Below are 20,691 nucleotides of genomic sequence, written 5' to 3'. Positions count from 1 at the left end.
ATGAACAATACAATCGAAGAAGGAAAATCTATCGCTATTACCAGTTATATTTTAATTATTGGCGTTTTAATCGCGATGTCTATGAATTCTGAAAACAAAAACAGCTTTGCTTCTTTTCATATTCGTCAGGCTTTAGGCTTATCACTTACTTTTATTTCTTTCGGAGCAATTATCAGCAATTTTGACAGTTTTTTTATCACTTTTCCAATGTGGATCTGTATTTCAATTCTTTGGACTTTTGGTATTTTTAATGCGATACAAGGGCAGACAAAACCAATTCCGCTAGTGGGAGAACTTTTTCAAAAATGGTTTAAATCTATCGGTTAGTAAAATTCCAATATTTTTAATTCCAAATTCCAAACTTGAAAAACTTTGACAAAGTTTCGAACTTTGTCAAAGTTGAAAACTTGAAACTGAGACTGAGGCTCACATTTCACAACTTACAATTCACAATTCACAATAAAAAAATGAATCTATCTTTAGAATATAAAATAAGAGAACCAAAAGTTATTTTAGACAAAAATCCTCTTTTACTTTTATTACACGGTTACGGCAGTAACGAGGCCGACTTATTTTCGTTTGCAACTGAACTTCCTGATAATTACTATATTATTTCAGCAAGAGCGCCTTATGATTTACAATATGGAGCTTATGCTTGGTACGCAATCAATTTTGACGCAGACCAAAATAAATTCTCAGATAATGAACAGGCAAAAACATCAAGAGATATCATTGCCAATTTTATTGATGAATTAGTTACCAATTATCCTATTGACGCTAATAATGTGACTTTGATTGGTTTTAGTCAAGGCTCAATTCTAAGCTATGCGACGGCACTTTCATATCCTGAAAAAATTCAGAGAGTTGTAGCGATGAGCGGTTATTTTAATGAAGAAATCATCAAAGAAGGTTTTGAGAAAAACGACTTTAAAAACCTAAAAATATTCGCGTCACACGGAACTGTAGATCAAGTTATTCCGATTGAATGGGCTAGAAAAACTCCAGCAATTTTAGAAAGGCTGAATATTCCAGTTACTTACAAAGAATATCCTGTTGGTCACGGTGTTGCGCCACAGAATTTCTTCGATTTTAAGAACTGGCTTTCTGCTTAAAAAATAGAACATAAAAAAGTGAGATGTAAAATGGTAATACCAAAATACATCTCACTTTTTTACTTTTTACTTTCTATTCTCCAGTATAAATAATTTTACCTGCTTTTTTCAGAACATAACCTTTCCACGGAATTAACTCGAAATCGTCTTTTTTCCAAGAATTACCTTCGGATTTTCTTTCTAAAATGATAGATTCTTTTTGAGTATCAAGAAAAAGCTCTGCTTTATTTCCATCAAAAATAACAAATGCCGCAGTTGTATAACTTTTACCTGTTTCTTCTGCATGCGATAGTTTTGTACCTTCAAAAATTCGGATACATTCTTTTTTCAGAGTTGACCACGTGTAACCGGCTGAACCTTTACATCCGTGCACATCAGAATCTCCTCCAACTAATTTCTTCTCCTGCGGTTCTTTCACAGTTGCATTTTCCTGAGAAACTTTTTTTGAACAAGAAAATGTTCCTGCAATAATCAAAAACAAAAATATCTTTTTCATAATCCTATTAAATTTAAATTGATAAAAAAACAGGATAACATAATCCTATTTTTGGTACAACCAAGTTTGGTTTACTTCAAAGGTAATATTATCATCATTATCAACAAAATACTTTAACAAGACTTCTCCCCATAATTCCCCATTACTATAATCAGCAATGATCCAACGGTGGTTTAAAATTTTTACTTTATTGATAATAAATTTGTTTGGCCCTATTTGATCTTGTCCTGTATACGGATTCCCTTTTGGGTTTGCATTAAAATCCAATAATTTCTCAGTTACAACTGGAATCAATTTTTCAAATAAAATTACTTTTCCTCCAGAAGCACTGTTATCAAAGTAGTTTTGCGCATTTTCATTATGTTCAAGAGAAAAATAATTTGCATCAGCCAATTGAGTTTTTACTAATTGAATACTGTCTCTTAGCTTTTTAGTCGTTTTATCATATCTTTCCTGCCCGAATTTTACTTCGCTGCTATAAAACATATAAGTAAAAACATTCATTAATATCGCAAGGATAAAAAGATAAAGCATTAAGGATTTTTTCATTTTATGGAATAATTAAATTGTAATTTCTAAGTTGTCGTAAGCCAGAAAAACATTTTCTGGAAGTTGTTTCTGCACTTCTTCGTGAAAACCTAAGACATGGCTGATATGCGTCAAATAAGCCTTTTCGGGTTTTACAAGATTAATAAAATCAAGCGCTTCTTGCAGATTAAAATGGGTGTCGTGAGGTTCAACACGCAAAGCATTAACCACTAAAACCTTTAAACCTTTAAGCTTTTCAACTTCGGCTGTTTCAATTGTTTTTACATCTGTTAAATAGGCAAAATCATCGATTCTATATCCAAAAACCTGTAAATCTCCGTGCATTACATTTATTGGAATCGCCATTTTATCGCCAACCGCAAAAGGTTTGTCATTTTCGACTTCGATAGTTTTTACGCTTGGAGCGCCAGGATATTTATTCACAGTTTCGAAAACATAATCAAAACGGCGTCTTAAATTACCTAATACACGCTCATGTCCGTAAATAGGAATTTCACCCTGTCTAAAATTAAACGGACGAATGTCGTCTAAACCTGCAGTATGATCTGCATGTTCGTGAGTAAATAAAATAGCATCGAGTTTACGGCAACCACAGGAAAGCATTTGCTGCCTGAAATCAGGACCGCAATCGATTACAAATGAGTGCTCGTTCCAAGTAATCCAAATGGACACACGGAGCCTTTTGTCCTTAGCATCAGTGCTTTTGCAAACAGGATGATCCACTCCGATAATCGGAATGCCTTGAGAAGTACCAGTACCTAAAAAATAGACCTTCAATTGAACTTAATTTTTTTACAAAAATAGGATTATTTCTCTTTCATTAGAAGCCTAATTTACTAACTTTGTAACAAATCTATTTAAAATAAAATGGGTACAGAAATAAAACTCAAAGGTGACAAGGTCATCGAACAGATTCCCTCTATAAAAGACAAAGCTTTACGCATTAATTTAAACGAAAACATTTACGGAACATTTGCAGAAATTGGCGCTGGACAAGAGACAGTTAGACATTTTTTCAGATCCGGAGGTTCTTCAGGAACTATTGCAAAAGCCATGTCTGCCTATGACAAAGATTTTAGTGATGCTATTTACGGAATTGAAACTGACGGCCGTTACGTAACCGAAGAACGTTTAAAAAAAATGTTAACTCTTGAAGGACAAATCATCGAAGAGCGTTTAAGCAGAGAAAAACATCCCACAAAACTTTTCTTTAGTTATGCCAATACAGTTGCAACTATAGATTTTGCCAAACAATTTAAAGGACACGGCTGGGTAGGAATTAGATACCAAATTGAACCAGACGAAGCTTATAACGAAATTATTCTCCACATTCGTTTTAGAGAGACTGACGCTAGATTACAACAAGAAACACTAGGAATTTTAGGTGTAAACTTAATTTACGGTGCTTTTTACAAATATAATGATCCAAAACGTTTACTTCGATATTTATACGATCACTTAGACAAAGATCAATTAGAAATCGATACGATCAATTTCTCTGGACCTCGTTTTGCTGATGTTGACAATCGTTTGATGAGTTTACAATTGGTGAAAAACGGAATGACTGATGCGGTTATGTTTAATCCTGAAGGGAAAAACATTCTGCCGGCTGCCATTTTATACAAAAAGAATCTTTTAGCTTTAAGAGGAAGTTTTCGCCCAGTTACAAAGGTAAACATGGACATGTACGAGAAATCATTGAAGATGTTTCTTGAAGAAAACAAGGTTGAAAAAGACAATACATTAGTTATTTTTGAAATTACACTTTCGAATTTACGTTCTGATGGTGAAATCGACGAACGTGACTTTATGGACAGAGCTGAATTACTTTGCTCACTTGGTCAAACAGTAATGATTTCGAATTTCCAAGAATACTATAAAGTAGTTGAATATTTTGCTAATTATACTAAAGCTCGTATGGGATTAGCAATGGGTGTAAATAACCTTGTCGATATTTTTGACGAGAAGTATTACAGACACTTAAGCGGTGGAATTCTAGAAGCTTTTGGAAAATTATTCTACAGAGATATGAAAGTTTTCCTTTATCCAATGCTGGATGAAAATGGAGAATTAATGAATTCAACTAATTTAAAAGTACATCCAAGAATGAAAGAACTTTACAAGTTCTTCAAGTTCAATGGAAAAGTGGTTGATATTACAGATTATGACCCGCACAACTTAGAGGTTTTTTCTCGCGAGATTTTAAAAATGATCAATCAAGGCAAAAAAGGATGGGAACATATGCTTCCGCCGGGTATTGCAGAAATTATAAAAGAACACCATTTGTTTGGATATCATCCTCAAACAGAATTAGAACAAAATGCTTAATTTAAAAGTCCCTAATTGGGACTTTTTTTTTGTTTCAGGTTTTAATTTACCGCAAAGCACGCAAAGATTTTTATATAGATCTACGTATAAAAATGCAAAGCTCGCAAAGCTTGATGTTGATTCAGCTTTGTGAACTTTGCGTTTTTTAAAACCACACCTAGAAAAAACTTAGCGTGTTTTGCGGTAATTTTTTTTTCAGTTCGGAAGAACATGAAACTTAAAACAAAAATACTACTTCAATATCTGTGCTGCGTGTTCTTTTGTTTTTACTTTTTCGATTACTTCTTCGATAATTCCTTTTTCATTAATTACGAAGGTTGTTCTGTGAATTCCGTCATATTCTCTTCCCATGAACTTTTTTGGTCCCCAAACTCCAAATGCATTGATTACTGATTTGTCTTCATCTGCTAATAATGGAAAAGGGAATTCATATTTATCTTTAAATTTCAACTGTGCTTTCTGACTATCAGCACTCACGCCCAAGAGCTCATAATTATTAGCTTTAAAACGTTCAAAATTATCTCTCAGATCACAAGCTTCAGCAGTACAACCAGGCGTACTTGCTTTTGGATAAAAGAAAACTACTAATTTTTTTCCAGCATAATCTGCCAGTTTATGCGATTTTCCGTCTTGATCTATTCCTGAAAAATTTGGTGCATTGTCACCGGCTTTTAATGTTGTCATATCTTTTTATTTTAGATTTCAGATTGTTGATTTTAGATTTAAAACAAAGATAACTTATAAGTTATAAATCGCTATTTTTACACTTTAAATTTACAGAAATGAATAAAGAAGCTCGCGTGCAATTTGTTATAAATACGTTAAAAGAACTCTACCCTACCATACCTGTACCGCTTGATCACAAAGATCCTTATACTTTATTAATTGCTGTTTTACTTTCGGCGCAATGTACTGATGTTCGCGTTAATCAAATTACTCCTCTTTTGTTTGCAAAAGCTGACAATCCATATGATATGGTGAAAATGTCTGTAGAAGAAATTAAAGAAATTATTCGACCATGCGGTTTATCTCCAATGAAATCTAAAGGAATTCATGGTTTGTCTGAAATTTTAATTGAAAAACACAATGGCGAAGTGCCGCAAAGTTTTGAAGCATTAGAAGAATTACCGGCTGTTGGTCATAAAACAGCAAGTGTTGTAATGTCTCAGGCGTTTGGAGTTCCCGCTTTTCCTGTAGATACACATATACATAGATTGATGTACAGGTGGAATCTTTCGAATGGAAAAAATGTCACTCAAACCGAAAAAGATGCTAAACGATTGTTTCCTAAAGAAATATGGAATGATTTACACCTGCAGATTATTTGGTATGGACGCGAATACTCGCCTGCACGAGGCTGGAGTTTAGAGAAAGATATTATCACAAGAACGGTTGGAAAAAAATCTATTATTGAAGAAATGACAAAAGTGACAAAATAGAAAAAGGCACAAAGTTTAAAACCTTTGTGCCTTTTTATCTTTATTCTTTAATCCTTAAAATTTACATACCACCTTTTAAAGCATTATATTCTTTTGTCATATCAAGTGATCTGTAAACTCCCAAAAGTGTTTTTGTAGCTTCTGAATTTTTTGGCTCAATAGCAAGTACTTTCTTTAAATACGGAATCGCACTGCGAGTTACATCATCTTTTACAGCACTCAATTTATCATATTTCTTCATTTCTGCAGGCGTTGTTCCTAAAGATGAAATTTCATCGGCTAAATCTTTTTTCTGCTGCAACTTTAAGTAAGCTAAATTTATATAAGCATCAATATAATTTGGATTCAGCTCTAGAACATAATTATAAATCATTTCCGCTTTAGCATACTCTTTCTTTTCTAGATAAGAATAAGCTAGATTATTATTAATCTCAATCTTTTTTGAAGGAACCGATTCTGTTCTTGGCTTTTCGTAAACTCCCTGCTGAATAGCGGCTTCTCGGGCTTTTGGCGAAACAAAAAGATCTTCTTCTTTTGTTTTCTTGTTTGTTGCGTAGTACAAAACTCCTTTTCCTGAAAAATTGATTTTTTTGAGCTGCTCATAATATCGTATCGCTGAATCAAAATCTCTGGCATTTACAGATGAAGATGCGGCATTAAATAAGTTCAGCGTATCTTTTTTATCAAACAAATAAACTTTATAACTTTTCTCTGCGCTTTCTTTAAATTTGCCTGCATTAAAATCTGTCATTGCTCCATTAACCAAGTTAGATTTCATCTCTTTTAGCGCCAAATTTGCTTTAATAGTAAATTTAAATTTACCTGATTCATTTTCGTATAAAAATACATCCTGATAAGCTTGTGATGCCAATGTAAAATTACTGGCTGCGTCAATGTTTTTTCCAGCTAAATCTTTTAATACATTTCCTTTTAAAAAGTAATAATCAGATTTATCCTCATCAGAAGCATTGAGTATAAGATATTCTGTTTTATTTAAAATTGCCAAAGCTTCTTGACTTTTTCCTTTCTCATACAAGGACTGCGCTTCTTTGATTTTATCTTTTTGAGCAAATGCTCCAATTGTTACCAATAGCAGAGTTGATAACAGGATTAGTTTTCTTTTCATTTTTGGTTAGTTTTGGTTGGTTGTTAAATAGACTTAATGGCTTTTTATCAAAAGAATAAGCATCAAAAAAAGATGCTAAAACTTTATTTAATATACTCTGGTACGCATATTAAAAAAACAAAAAACTCTTTTTCCATCAAAAAAAATAGTAGAAATCAATAATGATCTCTGCTATTATCTATCTGAATTACAACAAACAAAACAACGAAGCGTAATTTTTTTCCATAGATTATCGGTGATTTGGGTTAAACGTTTTTCTTAAATATTAACATTTATATCTAAAAATGAGTTTCTACACTTTAATAATAAAAACTTCATGATTTAATAATATAAATGAAATAAATAATACTTTTTAACTAAACTAAAATTAAATCTCGAACAAATAAAGAAAACCTGATTAAAATATGAAAATTTAACAATACAGAATAAAACTATACAAAAAATCTGATATTGTTTGTGAAGCAAAAAAGACTGAGATTACTTTTTTTCCATTTAAAATTTAAAATCATCAGACTGATGTGGTCAATTACTAGTGAGTTTAATAAAATAAAAAACTCACTATCTGTATTTAAATACAAATAGTGAGCTTTCAACCAAAACGACCATTTGGTTTTTTCGAAATAAACATCCGACTGGGCAAGCGGGCTGTTTAATTTGCTATAATTTCAAAACTTTTATTCTCAATTTTCACAACAGTTAAAGCTTGTGAATAATTCAATAAAAAAGATATTACTTCTTTTTTAGGTTTTAAATCTTTAGCAGCTGCTGCTTTTTTTGAGTAAATTTTCGCCATACGAATAAAATGTTTTATACTAGTATAACGAACTTATATTCAAAATAGTATCAACTGGTCAAAATAATTTGATGTTTATCGATAATTTTTCTCAAATTCATCAATGCATAACGCATTCTTCCTAATGCAGTATTAATACTTACATCTGTTAACTCCGAGATTTCTTTAAAACTCATATCCTGATACATTCTCATTACCAAAACTTCTTTTTGATCGTCTGGCAGCTCTTCGATTAACCTTTTTAAATCAACTTCAACTTGATCTAAAATCATTTTACTTTCGATGTTTAGCGAATCATCAGACATGATTGAGAAAATCGAAAACTCTTCGGTTTCTCTATACATTGGCATTTTTTTGGTTTTACGAAAATGATCCACAATTAAGTTGTGTGATATACGCATAACCCAAGGCAAAAACTTACCTTCTTCATTATATGAATTGCTTTTTAAAGTTTTGATAACTTTAATAAATGTGTCTTGAAAAATATCGTTTGAAATATCTCTATCAGCAATCTTTGAATATATAAAACCATATATCTTAGATTCGTGTCTTTTTATCAATGTCGCAAGGGCACTTTCGTTGCCTTCGACATAATTTTTCACTAATAGAGCGTCTGGAATATGCAGATCAGCCATAATACTTACTTTTTTAGGTTCTATAATTTTGGAGTAAATTTTCTAAAAAGTAATTTTATTGTATAGGCGTATCTTTTTTATAATGTTAATATTGTGACCAAATTTAACAAATTATTATTTTAAAAAGCAAACAAATGCAATAATAATTAACATTTAACCGTTAAGTTTTTTAACACATCGTTCTATTTTGTTTTAAATCATTAAAAAAAATGGAAATTTTAGTAAGTATAACGCTTTTTAAAAATAAACGTAAATAACTTACATTTAAACATTTACACTATTCAAATCTGCATTATTTCTAAATTTCGCGGTTAGTTTTTTATTGATATACTCTTACGTAATCTATATAAAACTTTTGCGGAAAAATGGCATCGTCTACTTCTGGTCCTCCAAAATTTCCTCCAACTGCCAAATTCAAAATAATATAAAATGGTTTATCAAAAGGCCAGGTATCTTCGTTTTTTATAGAAGGATTAAAGGTATATACTAAAGTTTTGTCTACAAAAAATTCAATTTTATCCTTATCCCACTCAATAGCATACACATGATAACCTTCTTCAATATTTAAAAATTCAGTTCTTTTTGTGTTGATTGTATTTCCGTGACTGTCTTGCGTATGAAGCGTTGTGTAAACCATGTGAGGATCTCTGCCTACATACTCCAGAATATCAATTTCACCGCTTTTTGGCCATTGCACCTCGTCAATATTAGCGCCAAGCATCCAGAAAGCAGGCCATATACCTTGCCCAACAGCTAGTTTTACCCTTGCTTCTATCCTGCCGTATTTAAACTCTTTCTTACCTTTAGTTGTAATTTTTGTCGAGGTATATTTATTTCCCTCTTTTCTGGCTTCGATTACCAAAATACCGTCTTTTATTTCATGATTTATTTTGGTATAAATCTGCCTTTCATTATTACCAAAACCACACGAATTCGGACAACCGTCTCCAAGTTCAAAATTCCAAAACTTTTCATTTATCTCTTTCTTATTGAAGTTTTCTTCCCATACCAATTTTCTCTTTGCTTCTTGCGCATATGAAAAACTGCAAATGAGCACTAATAGAACTACTTTATTCATAACTATTACTTTAGAAATTATTAAAACTGTTCTAAAATAGAATATTTCATAAACACTAGCCGCTTTTTAATCAAAAAACTTTGATATTCAAATTTGGAGCTAACAATGTGATTCTGTTAAAATTTGGAACAATATCCTTAACTAAACTCAATTCAAAATTGATTACTTTTGTAAAAATTGACATTTTTTATGCAAATCGATCTTTCTACACTCGACCCAAAACAAAATATTATAATAAAAGGAGCACAAGTACATAATTTAAAAAATGTAGATGTTGCTATTCCGCGAAATAAACTTGTTGTAATTACAGGTCTTTCAGGATCAGGAAAATCAAGTTTAGCATTTGATACTTTATATGCCGAAGGACAACGTCGTTATGTAGAAAGTTTATCTTCATACGCACGTCAGTTTTTGGGGCGTTTAGACAAACCAAAAGTAGAATACATTAAAGGTATTGCACCGGCAATTGCAATTGAGCAAAAAGTGAATACCACAAATGCTCGTTCTACTGTAGGAACTTCTACAGAAATCTACGATTATATTAAACTTTTGTTTGCTAGAATCGGACGCACTTATTCGCCTGTTTCTGGTCAAGAAGTTAAAAAAAACACCGTTTCTGATGTGGTTTCTGATGTAAAAACATTGGAAATCGATAGTAAATGGCTGCTTCTTGCTCCTATTCATCTTGAAGAAGGACGACAGCTCGAAGATAAACTTAAAGTATTATTACAACAAGGTTTTGCCCGTATTTTGGTCGAAAATGAAATGGTGCGTTTAGATGAATTTTCTACAGAAAATCTTCATCAATTAGACAATAAAGACATCCTGTTAATTATTGATCGTATTGTTGTAAAGGAAGAGGAAGAGTTTTACAATCGTCTTGCTGATGCTGTTCAAACTGCTTTTTTTGAAGGAAAAGGAATTTGTTATCTTCAAGAATTGGGCTCAGATAAACGTTTTTCTTATTCTAATAATTTCGAATTAGACGGCATTACTTTTCTAGAGCCAAATGTTCACTTATTTAGCTTTAATAATCCGTATGGTGCCTGCCCAGTTTGTGAAGGTTACGGAAATATAATTGGCATTGATGCTGATTTGGTTGTTCCTAATACTTCACTGTCTATTTTTGAAAGCGCTATTTATCCTTGGCGAGGCGAAAGTATGAGCTGGTACAAAGACGAATTAGTGAAACATGCTTATAAATTTGATTTCCCAATTCACAAACCTTATTTTGAACTTTCTGATAGTCAAAAAGACTTAATTTGGACAGGAAATCAATATTTTCAAGGTCTAAACAGTTTTTTTAAAGAACTTGAAGAGAAAAATTATAAGATACAAAATCGTGTAATGCTGTCGCGCTACCGCGGAAAAACGAAATGTCACGCTTGTCGCGGAAAACGTCTTCGTGAAGAAGCTTCATATGTAAAAATCAACGGAAAAACAGTTTCAGATTTAGTTGATTTACCAATAAAGCATTTAGTTACTTTTTTCAAAAATATCGACTTAAATACTTACGAGCAGCAAATTGCGAAACGTTTGATGGTCGAAATCAATAATCGTTTATCGTTTTTGACCGAAGTTGGTTTGGATTATCTTACCTTAAACAGAAACTCTTCGACACTTTCGGGAGGAGAATCGCAGCGCATTAATCTAGCTACTTCGTTAGGAAGCAGCTTGGTTGGTTCTATGTACATTCTAGACGAACCTAGTATTGGACTTCACCCAAAAGATTCTGAAAGATTAATTAAGGTTTTACTTTCCTTGCGTGATTTAGGCAACACTGTAATTGTCGTAGAACACGATGAAGATATTATGAAAGCGGCTGATATGATTATTGATATCGGTCCTGAAGCTGGAACTTTTGGAGGAAAATTAGTTGCTCAGGGAACTTATGAAGAAATCCTAAAATCAGATTCGCTTACTTCTAAGTATTTGAATGGAGATTTAGAGATTTCAGTTCCACAGAGAAGAAGAAAATTCAAAAACCATATTGATATTATTGGTGCAAGAGAAAATAACTTAAAGAATATCAATGTCACTTTTCCTCTAGATATTTTAACTGTTGTTACAGGAGTTTCTGGAAGTGGAAAAAGTACTTTGATTAAGAAAATACTATTTCCTGCCATGCAGAAAAAACTGGAAAATGCTGCTGAAAAAGCGGGACAGTTTAGCGAAATTAAAGGCTCTTTCTCACAAATAAAACACATTGAATATGTAGATCAAAACCCGATTGGAAGAAGCTCCAGATCAAACCCTGTGACGTACATAAAGGCTTATGACGATATTCGTGATTTGTATGCTAAAGAAAAATTATCAAAAATAAGAGGTTATCAGGCTAAACATTTCTCTTTTAATGTTGACGGCGGCCGCTGTGAAACTTGTAAAGGAGAAGGTTCTATAAACGTTGAAATGGTATTCATGGCTGATGTTTCTCTGCCTTGCGAAACCTGCGGTGGAAAACGATTTAAAAAAGAAATCTTAGAGATTAATTTTGACGATAAAAACATCAACGATATTCTGACTATGACAATCGATGATGCTATTGCTTTTTTCGAAAAAAACAAGCAGACAAAAATCACGCAAAAATTACAGCCTTTACAAGATGTTGGTTTAGGATATGTACAATTAGGTCAATCATCCTCTACTCTTTCCGGTGGTGAAGCACAGCGTATCAAATTGGCCTCATTTTTAGTAAAAGGAGCAACAAAAGATAAAGCTCTATTTGTTTTTGATGAACCTACAACTGGGCTTCATTTTCATGACATTAAAAAGCTGATGGCTTCATTTGATGCTTTAATCGAAAAAGGACATTCAATAATTGTGATTGAACATAATCTTGATTTAATTAAATGTGCGGACTGGATTATCGATTTGGGACCTGAAGGCGGAGAAAACGGCGGTCATTTATTGGCTGCAGGAACTCCTGAAGAAATTGTTAAAGTAAAAGAATCTGTTACTGGAATTTATTTGAAAGATAAACTGTAGTTTTCTACTCTTTAAAAAACGAAGCCATAAATTATATCAACTTATGATATTAATTTATGGCTTTGTTTTTTTAAAATCAGGAACGTTTACGCCAGTAAACATTTTTCTTCAAAAGGAAAACCATCTTCATCGATGGCAACTAGTACTTTTTTTTGTTTTGAGGCCTCGATTGTAAGATACAGCCAAGCAAATGACCATAATCCGAGTGTTAAACAAAAAATAATAAAATTCAAACCGTGGTTAACTGCTTTTCCACCCTTTGAAAGAACAGCGAAAAGTAATTCATCATTTCTCTCTTCTAATACAAATCCGTTATGAACTTTGTTTGAAATCATATTCGAAAACACCTGTACACTTTGTTCCGGACTGAGCTGATTGTTTTTCATAATCCTTCATTTTGGTTTAGTCTGTATGCGAAATTTTCTAAATTCTCAACAATTCCCAATTAAGTACTGCATTCAAAAACAAACATCAGCAGAGCCTTTTTATATTCTATGTAAACCATTTAGTTTTTTTTCAATAAAATGGAACGTTAAAAATTTAACCTAAAATTATATTTTAAAATTAAAACTACAAAATAAACAACTGTTAAAATTGATTCTTTAAAACAGTATATCAATACATTAACGATAACTTAATCTTTATTTCTAATGTTAAATGACGAAGGTTTATAATCACTTTTTAAATAATTTTCTGGTATAGTCGTCATGTTACCGTCTCTTAAAGCATTATAATGCGGCGACATAATTTCGATTCCAGCTTCATTAAAAGAATCTTGAATATTTTGATGCAATGAAGAATAAATTAAAGGCTGTTTTGTAGGTTCTTTTGTATAAACGTTTATTTGATATGATACATAAAAGTCGTCTAAACTAGTTTGCAAAACAAAAGGCGGCGGAGTCTGTTCGATCATTTGCGTTTTTAGTGCAGCATCAATCAAAGCCTTATGAATAGCTGCCCACGGAACATCATATCCAATGGTAACTGTTGTATGTATTAATAATCCATTATTAACCTGTTTTGTATTTGATGAATAATTGGTTGACGTACTTGATAAAACTGTTGAGTTAGGAATAGTTATATCTTCAAATTTAGGCGTTCTAATTCTGGTAACCAAAGCTGTTTTTTCGATTACTTCACCGCTTACATCTCCAATTTTTATAAAATCACCTATTTTAAATGGACGCATATACGTGATTACTAAACCTGCAACCATATTGGCAATTGCATTTGAAGAACCTAATGAAAATAAAACCCCCACAAATACAGATACTCCTTTGAAAATTGGCGATTCTGAACCAGGTAGATACGGAAAAATAATTACTACCATAAAGGCAAGCAATAAAAATCTAACAATATTAAATGTCGGCATTGCCCAATCGTTGTAGAAACCGTCAATTTTAATATTCTCTTTCTTAATTTCTTCAAAAAAGAACTTAATCACTTTTATGGTATATCTAAAAATAACAACAATAACTATAATGGTGACTAAACTTGGCAGAAAGTCAACAAATCCCATAACAGCGGATTTTGCAGGCGTAAGAATCCAACGCAGCAATGTTGTCGTGTAAGCTTCTGTAGCAGGAAAAATGCTAAACAACAACGGAAGTGAAAGGTAAACTATTAAAACAAGAATAAGACCTTTTACAAAACCATACAGCTGCATTGCGAGCACCTGCTGCTTTTGAGGCGATAAAATTTTAATATTATTGTAATTAAAGCCTTTAAAATACTTATCGCTGTTTTTTAGAATATAGAGTTTTACTCGGTTAAAAAGTTTACCAACAAAATACAAGATACTGCCAATAATCAAAATCAACAAGGCTGTATACCCAAGTCTTTTTGGCAGCATCGAATAGTTTTCATTTTGATAAATTATTGCTTTCTTTATTAAAGACAAATTACGTTTTGCAATAAATTCTTGTGTCTGGTTTTCAGCTTTTGCATCAACGTCAAGAATTGACATAATAATAAAATCATCATTATAAACTATGTCTTGAGAAATATCTGAAGGAATAATTACAAGTGAATCTGAATCAAAAAGTGAATCCTCATAAAGTTTTCTAATTTTTTCGGTAATCGCTTTCGCCCTGTTTTCGGCAGAAAAAGAACCCACTTTGTTATAAACAAAGAATAAAGTATCCTTAAAAGGATTTATAGGATATTTTACTTGTTTTAGTTCAACTGCGACATTCTTTGATGTCTGCAGGCTGTCTTTTTGAGTAAAAGCAAATGATGAAAATAAAACAATGAAAATCGCTAAAAAACAAAGTAATTTCTTTTTCATATGATGTTAGCTGTAATTGGTCCTTTCTAACAAATATAAAAACAAAATAGGTTCAATTCTAAATTACTTTACTGTTTCGCAATAAAATCGTATTAAATTTTAATTCCGATTTTCTTTAAAATGGTATCGATTACTTTGTTAATATCTGGCGAAATATTAAATCTATAATTCAGGTAAACATATAAAATGGTTACCAAAATTGATTTCAAAGCAATACTAATCAATTGATAAAATGGAAACTCCCAGAAATAAAACAATAGAAACAACACAAAAGTTAATACCATTGATGAAATTGTCTCTTTTGTAAAAGGGTACAAATGAAGTTTCTTTACCACAAAAAGAAGTTTTGCTAAACTGTACAGGGTAATTGATAATAAAGTTGCAAAAGCAGAACCAAAGATTCCAAAAATTGGAATAAAAATCATGTTTAAAATGACCGTAAGAACAACCAGCATTAAACCAAGATACAAAACCATTCGATAATATTTTGTATTGAAAATAATGGCGTTATTGTTTCCTAAAATCAGATCAAAATATTTTGATAAACCAATCATAAATACAACTGAAATTCCTCCGCTGTATTCTTTAGGTACTAATTCATAAAGCTGATTAATGTTGACAAAAATACACAGCATTACAAATCCGCCTACCATTTGTAAATTGATAGAAGTCTTTTTATAAAGTATATTCAATTCGTCATACTTATTTTCATGCATTAATTTTGCCGTTATCGGATAAACGATTTGATGCATCGCACGACTTGGCACAGAAATCACCAAAGCAATATAAGTAGCTACAGAATAGAAAGCAATATTCTCAATCTGCATATACTGATTCAACATCATTTTATCTCCATCTAAAAGCAAATTAGCTACACTTCCTGATAAAATAATATAAAAGGTATATATTAATATTTCTTTTGTATTTGCTGGTATTGTAAACTGAAAAGTTGGTTTCTGAATGCTGAATGCATATAGCATGGTTATCAAGAATGCCAAAAAATACAAACCTGCCGTTGCGTACACAAAACCTTCTACACTAAGCCAATCATAATAAACGCCTATTAATAGGAACAATGAAAATAATCGCAATCCAACTTCTTTTACAAAGTTTCCAAAAACAGAATGCATATTTACTCTTAACCAGGCATAAAAAATTTCAAAGTATGCCATACACAATCCTATAAATGGTATTAACCAGATATAACTTTTTACAATCGCATTCTTTTTAGACACAAAGAATAGAATCTCGTCATAAAAAAATAGACCAATCAGTAAAATTGGAATTATTAATAACAGAGGAAATAAAACGGTAAAGGATAAAAAACGGGATTTTTCCTCTTCAGTTTTATACTGCGAATAAAATTTCACCAAAGTATTTTGCATTCCAATCGCAAACAAAGGCATGATAACATTTGCGCAAGATGTCACATAATTAGTTAAACCATAAAAGGTTGCTCCTAAAAAAACAGGATATAAATAAAGTGTATTAATGGCTCCAATTCCGAAACCTATATAGGTAATAATAGTATTTTTGAAAGACTGATTTAAGACAATACCCATTTTTTGATTGCAGAGTTTAGATTGTAGAGTTTAGATTTTTGATTTTCTGCTCTCTTTTAATTTTGAAATTGTTGTTTTAACTAATTAACTGTGCTAATTGTTTGGTAAGGTTTTTTCTTGAATATTGCTGTAAACCAACCCCATAAGACTGTAATTTCCCTTCCAAAAACTGATTATAAAAGTCCAAAATTACACTTTTTAGTTTCACTTTTTCAGAATAATCAAAAAATACCCCTGTATTGGTTTCTGCAATGATATCGGCAAAATCAGAACCTTGCGGACCAATTGCAATTATTGGTCGATTTGAGACCATGTATTCAAACAATTTCCCTGGTATAATACTTTTTGTATCCTCTGAATTTATTTCGATTAAAAGCAAAACCTGCGATTTTTTTTGATGCCCGATTGCTTCATTATGCGAAACATATCCTAAAAGATTTAAATAATCATTGAGTTTAAATTCTTCAATAGAATCTAAAACTTCCTGACTTACTGCACCAATTAATTTAATTTCTAAATTCTTTTTAAAATCAGGAATTTCGTTAACTAGTTCAACAAGACATTCCCATAAAAATTTTGGGTTTCTCTCTGATAAAAATGATCCAATGTGTGCTAAAGTAAACTTCGTATCTAGTGGCTCTTTCTCTACTTTTTCTAGATCGTAACCATTTGTAATTACTGCAATTGGTTTATTGGTAATAGCTTGAAATTCTGTTTTTGTAGTTTTACTCGTTACAATAATAGTATCCGCCGTATTAAGAACTTTATGTTCTAAATTTTTGTGTTTTTTTGCTGCATAATTTGACAACCGAAGAGATTTGTGATAGCCAATGGTTGTCCAAGGATCACGAAAATCTGCAAACCATTTTACGTTTAGTTTTTCTTTTAATTCTAAACCAATTAAATGCAGACTATGCGGCGGTCCAGATGTTACGATCGTATCAATATTATTCTCTCTAATATATTTTTCAAGATAAGAAACGGAAGGTTTTACCCAAAAAACACGCGCATCAGGAATAAAAAGATTCCCACGAACCCAAAGAAAAGTTTTATCTAAAAATGTCTGCTTTTTTTTATGTGGAAAAATTCCCGAGCTTATCTTCTTAGTTTTATTTTTTGAAAAAACAGAAGCCAATTGATAAGGCTCCCAAATTTTATTTTTTAATACAATGACTTTATCAGATATTTCACTTACCAAACCTTCATCTACAATTGGATAAGTTGGGTTCTCTGGAACATAAACAATAGGTTGAACATTAAATTCTGGAAGATATTTTACAAATTTCAACCAACGTTGTACTCCCGGTCCTCCTGCTGGTGGAAAATAGTACGTGATAATTAAGAGCTTCTTTTGTTCCAAGGAGAATTATTTATTGTTTAAATGTGTAAATATTTAGAAGTTATTATCAACTTTGTAAAACTCTGCTGCATCTTTGAGATTCTTTGTGAAATAAAAATTATAAAAAAGAATTTCAAAGTAGAATGATAAACCTATTTACTTAGACTGTTCACTAGACTTCTTACGTTCAAAATAAATCCCGCCAATTAAAAGCAACACCATTCCTATTGAACTAGCCAAGTTAATGACTCCTCCTGTTTTTACAACCTGAGGTTCAAACTTAAACTCAATAGTATGTTTTCCTCCAGGAACTTCCATAGCTCTTAAAACATAATCAACAGGAAAATGGTCTGTCAATTGACCGTCAACATAAGCATTCCAGCCATTTTTATAATACATTTCAGAAAAAACAGCCAAAGCATCGCCTTTACTGTCTGATTGGTATTTAATATAGTTTGGTTTATATTTTACCACTTTAATCGTTCCAGTCGTATCCCATTGTTTTTTCAATCGGGCATTTCTAAATTTACCTTCATGCTCACGAACATTGAATACTGCAACTTTTTTAGTATCGATATAATTCAAAGCTTTCATTACATCGTCTGGTTTATTTACAAGTTTTACTGAACTTACAAACCATGCGTTTCCATTTGCATCAGGGTTTTGAGTTGGAATATCTTTACCCTGTTTATCTGTTTGAATAACATACTTAACATTTAACATATTAAGTATTTCCAAATTCATGTTTTTATTTTTATTCGCAATTTGGTAATCAAATAACTGTTGTATTCTTCTTGGTTTTGCAGCATGATAACCACCAATAGAATGATGAAAATAAGAAGCTCTCGCACTTGACATATTTCCGCTCATTTCAAAAACTCTGTAATGTGTAGTATCCTTTAATATTTCAATATCTGAAGGTGTTTCTTGAAATGGAGCAGCAATTTGAACAGGGCTCACAAAATCTTTAGCTGAAACATATTTTTTATCCACAAAAAACAAATCAAAAATCATCAACACAGCAACAATTATTAAAGCTGTAGTCTGCGAAAATTTATTTTTAATAAATAACCATAAAACTCCAAAAGTTACAACTATAAAAAATCCAGATCGAAGTAAATCTGCAGAGTACAATGACATTCTATCTTCCTTCAAAGCATCAACAAAAGCAGGTCCGTAACTTTCTAAAAAGTACTGATCATTCATTCCTGTAAAGTGAAAAGAACTTTTAGCAATTACCAAAATAGCAATGATTCCTAATCCAAAAACACCTGTCTGAATTAAAGCTTTTTGCTGTAGTTTTGGTTCTTCTTTAGCTTTAAAGAAAGATTGTAACCCCATTACTGCAAGTACAGGGAAACATAATTCTAAAATTACTTGAATAGAAGATACTGCTCTAAACTTATCATACATTGGAACATAATCTATAAAAAAGTCTGTTAGAAAAGAGACATTTTTTCCCCATGAAAGAACTAATGAAACCAATGCTCCTGAAAGAAAAACGTATTTTATTTTTCTATTATCAATAAATAATGCTAAAACTGCCAAGAAAAAGACAACAACTCCAATATAAGCTGGCGCGGCAACAATAGGCTGGTCTCCCCAATATGCAGGCATTCCCGATACAAAATCTTCAGCTTGGCTTGCCGGCACACCCTGCTCTAGCATAAACGAATACATACGGCTATCAATACCAACATTTTCATGGTTTGAACCTCCAAAAAGTCTCGGAGCAATTAAATTAAAACTTTCTGCGATTCCGTAACTATATTCTGTAATATATTCTCTACTTAAAGCATTTTCGTTTGTCTTTTTGGTTCCGTCAGGATTAAAAGTTAATTCGCTGTTACTACGAGTACTAAATTTAGCATATTCGCTGGTAGCCATTAAATTAGCTGCATTAGCACCAATAGCAAAAATTCCCGCTACAGCCAGCGTACCTATTGCAATTAAAAGCGGTTTGTATTCTTTATTCTTTATAAAAGTAAAAGCAAAATAACCCGAAAGTATCAATAAGAAAATCAATAAATAATAGGTCATTTGAAAGTGATTCGCATTAACTTCTAATGCAACCGCAAACATGGTGAGCAGACCTCCCCAAATATATTTTTTTTGAAAAACGAGTATAAATCCAGCGATAACTAGGGGCATATATGCAATTGCATGCGCTTTTGCATTATGACCAACTCCAAGAATTATAATTAAATAGGTCGAAAAACCAAAGGCAAGTGCACCGATAAAAGCTTTTAATGGATCTGTTTTTAAAACCAATAACAAACCATAAAACCCAAAGAAATATAGAAAAAGATAATCTGCAGGACGTGGTAAAAAACGCAAAACATCATCAATTTTACCAATAAAATCATTAGGATAATTTGCTCCCAACTGATAAGTAGGCATTCCGCCAAAAGCAGAGTTTGTCCAATAAGGTTCTGTGTGTTCAGCTGCCCTGAAGTCATTCTGCTCTTTTGCCATTCCGGTATATTGAGCAATATCTGACTGAAAAATCTGTTTTCCTTGCAGAACAGGATAAAAATAAACTAATGATACAAGAATAAAACCCAGAATTACAAGGGCATGCGGATAGAACTTATTTACTATTTTCAATTTTGGCAGGTTTGGTTAAATGATGAATCCTATTTTTTAGGATACAAACTTAATCTATTTCTTCGTAATCAACATAATCCCCAACCTTTTTGGTTTCGCGAGGATTTTTTGCATTAGCTGTATTGATGATTATCTCATCATTTGTAGTATTACGAGCTTTTTGCCAAGAATTATCTTGACTATATTGTTGTTGTCTCTGAAAATTTTCTCCTGCCTTTTCAACTGCTTTTTTTACCAATACTGGCAAAAAGATTCTAGCTAAAAATTTAAAAATATAATAAAACGCTATCATATAGAATATAGCTTTTATTAAACCTGAAAAAGATGCTTCTTGCATAATTGTATAATTTTTGTC

At 31.8% G+C, this 20,691-nt stretch carries 19 protein-coding genes; 5 read left to right on the top strand and 14 right to left on the bottom strand.

Annotation, left to right across the window (positions count from 1 at the left end; translation table 11 throughout):
* The gene (locus ACHRVL_RS07885) at positions 1 to 327 is read left to right on the top strand and encodes a hypothetical protein (RefSeq protein ID WP_099720305.1); all 327 of its coding nucleotides are present in this window, start codon (positions 1 to 3) and stop codon (positions 325 to 327) included.
* Between the two features lie 140 nt (positions 328 to 467).
* On the top strand, positions 468 to 1,112 hold the full coding sequence (locus ACHRVL_RS07880) for an alpha/beta hydrolase (RefSeq protein ID WP_395411670.1): 645 nt from the start codon (positions 468 to 470) through the stop codon (positions 1,110 to 1,112).
* A 73-nt stretch (positions 1,113 to 1,185) separates the two neighbouring features.
* On the opposite strand, the gene ACHRVL_RS07875 is transcribed toward ACHRVL_RS07880, so the two are convergent.
* Genes ACHRVL_RS07875 through ACHRVL_RS07865 form a run of 3 tightly spaced genes read right to left on the bottom strand, consistent with a single transcriptional unit; the run spans position 1,186 to position 2,934 of the window.
* Positions 1,186 to 1,608: a hypothetical protein gene (locus tag ACHRVL_RS07875; protein ID WP_395411668.1), complete on the bottom strand. Its 423-nt coding sequence runs from the start codon at positions 1,606 to 1,608 to the stop codon at positions 1,186 to 1,188.
* A gap of 45 nt (positions 1,609 to 1,653) precedes the next feature.
* Positions 1,654 to 2,157, bottom strand: coding sequence for a hypothetical protein (locus ACHRVL_RS07870; RefSeq protein ID WP_089052439.1), 504 nt, complete (start codon positions 2,155 to 2,157; stop codon positions 1,654 to 1,656).
* A gap of 12 nt (positions 2,158 to 2,169) precedes the next feature.
* Complete coding sequence (locus ACHRVL_RS07865; protein WP_129025326.1) at positions 2,170 to 2,934, bottom strand: MBL fold metallo-hydrolase; 765 nt, start codon at positions 2,932 to 2,934, stop codon at positions 2,170 to 2,172.
* Between the two features lie 90 nt (positions 2,935 to 3,024).
* On the opposite strand from ACHRVL_RS07865, the gene ACHRVL_RS07860 reads away from it, so the two are divergent.
* The gene (locus ACHRVL_RS07860) at positions 3,025 to 4,485 is read left to right on the top strand and encodes a TonB-dependent receptor (protein ID WP_089052441.1); all 1,461 of its coding nucleotides are present in this window, start codon (positions 3,025 to 3,027) and stop codon (positions 4,483 to 4,485) included.
* A 231-nt stretch (positions 4,486 to 4,716) separates the two neighbouring features.
* Here ACHRVL_RS07860 and bcp read toward each other — a convergent pair whose 3' ends face one another.
* Complete coding sequence (gene bcp / locus ACHRVL_RS07855; protein ID WP_129053678.1) at positions 4,717 to 5,169, bottom strand: thioredoxin-dependent thiol peroxidase; 453 nt, start codon at positions 5,167 to 5,169, stop codon at positions 4,717 to 4,719.
* Positions 5,170 to 5,267: 98 nt separating this feature from the next.
* On the opposite strand from bcp, the gene nth reads away from it, so the two are divergent.
* Positions 5,268 to 5,924: an endonuclease III gene (gene nth / locus ACHRVL_RS07850; protein ID WP_089055073.1), complete on the top strand. Its 657-nt coding sequence runs from the start codon at positions 5,268 to 5,270 to the stop codon at positions 5,922 to 5,924.
* 61 nt (positions 5,925 to 5,985) lie between these two features.
* Here nth and ACHRVL_RS07845 read toward each other — a convergent pair whose 3' ends face one another.
* From ACHRVL_RS07845 to ACHRVL_RS07830, 4 genes are all read right to left on the bottom strand, one after another.
* Positions 5,986 to 7,050, bottom strand: a complete 1,065-nt coding sequence (locus ACHRVL_RS07845) for a tetratricopeptide repeat protein (protein WP_395411665.1) — start codon at positions 7,048 to 7,050, stop codon at positions 5,986 to 5,988.
* Between the two features lie 649 nt (positions 7,051 to 7,699).
* Positions 7,700 to 7,843 carry a hypothetical protein gene (locus ACHRVL_RS07840; RefSeq protein ID WP_165768026.1) on the bottom strand — a complete coding sequence of 48 codons (144 nt, stop codon included), beginning with the start codon at positions 7,841 to 7,843 and terminating at the stop codon, positions 7,700 to 7,702.
* A gap of 50 nt (positions 7,844 to 7,893) precedes the next feature.
* Complete coding sequence (locus tag ACHRVL_RS07835) at positions 7,894 to 8,478, bottom strand: RNA polymerase sigma factor (RefSeq protein ID WP_395411664.1); 585 nt, start codon at positions 8,476 to 8,478, stop codon at positions 7,894 to 7,896.
* Between the two features lie 319 nt (positions 8,479 to 8,797).
* Positions 8,798 to 9,556, bottom strand: coding sequence for a family 16 glycosylhydrolase (locus ACHRVL_RS07830; protein WP_395411662.1), 759 nt, complete (start codon positions 9,554 to 9,556; stop codon positions 8,798 to 8,800).
* Between the two features lie 189 nt (positions 9,557 to 9,745).
* On the opposite strand from ACHRVL_RS07830, the gene uvrA reads away from it, so the two are divergent.
* Complete coding sequence (gene uvrA, locus ACHRVL_RS07825; protein WP_395411661.1) at positions 9,746 to 12,541, top strand: excinuclease ABC subunit UvrA; 2,796 nt, start codon at positions 9,746 to 9,748, stop codon at positions 12,539 to 12,541.
* Between the two features lie 86 nt (positions 12,542 to 12,627).
* On the opposite strand, the gene ACHRVL_RS07820 is transcribed toward uvrA, so the two are convergent.
* From ACHRVL_RS07820 to ACHRVL_RS07795, 6 genes are all read right to left on the bottom strand, one after another.
* Complete coding sequence (locus ACHRVL_RS07820) at positions 12,628 to 12,927, bottom strand: hypothetical protein (protein WP_089055078.1); 300 nt, start codon at positions 12,925 to 12,927, stop codon at positions 12,628 to 12,630.
* 248 nt (positions 12,928 to 13,175) lie between these two features.
* Positions 13,176 to 14,828 (bottom strand): mechanosensitive ion channel family protein, encoded by a 1,653-nt coding sequence (locus tag ACHRVL_RS07815; protein ID WP_395411659.1) that lies wholly within the window; start codon positions 14,826 to 14,828, stop codon positions 13,176 to 13,178.
* 92 nt (positions 14,829 to 14,920) lie between these two features.
* Positions 14,921 to 16,390: an oligosaccharide flippase family protein gene (locus ACHRVL_RS07810; RefSeq protein WP_395411657.1), complete on the bottom strand. Its 1,470-nt coding sequence runs from the start codon at positions 16,388 to 16,390 to the stop codon at positions 14,921 to 14,923.
* A gap of 76 nt (positions 16,391 to 16,466) precedes the next feature.
* Positions 16,467 to 17,750 carry a glycosyltransferase family 4 protein gene (locus ACHRVL_RS07805; protein ID WP_395411655.1) on the bottom strand — a complete coding sequence of 428 codons (1,284 nt, stop codon included), beginning with the start codon at positions 17,748 to 17,750 and terminating at the stop codon, positions 16,467 to 16,469.
* A gap of 135 nt (positions 17,751 to 17,885) precedes the next feature.
* Positions 17,886 to 20,336 (bottom strand): YfhO family protein, encoded by a 2,451-nt coding sequence (locus ACHRVL_RS07800; protein WP_395411653.1) that lies wholly within the window; start codon positions 20,334 to 20,336, stop codon positions 17,886 to 17,888.
* 49 nt (positions 20,337 to 20,385) lie between these two features.
* The gene (locus ACHRVL_RS07795) at positions 20,386 to 20,673 is read right to left on the bottom strand and encodes a DUF4834 family protein (protein WP_395411652.1); all 288 of its coding nucleotides are present in this window, start codon (positions 20,671 to 20,673) and stop codon (positions 20,386 to 20,388) included.
* Positions 20,674 to 20,691 lie beyond the last annotated feature (18 nt).

Origin of the sequence: Flavobacterium sp. FlaQc-28 (assembly GCF_044007415.1) — a bacterium.
Classification (GTDB): Bacteria; Bacteroidota; Bacteroidia; order Flavobacteriales; family Flavobacteriaceae; genus Flavobacterium.
This window is presented reverse-complemented; position numbering and strand designations above follow the sequence as displayed.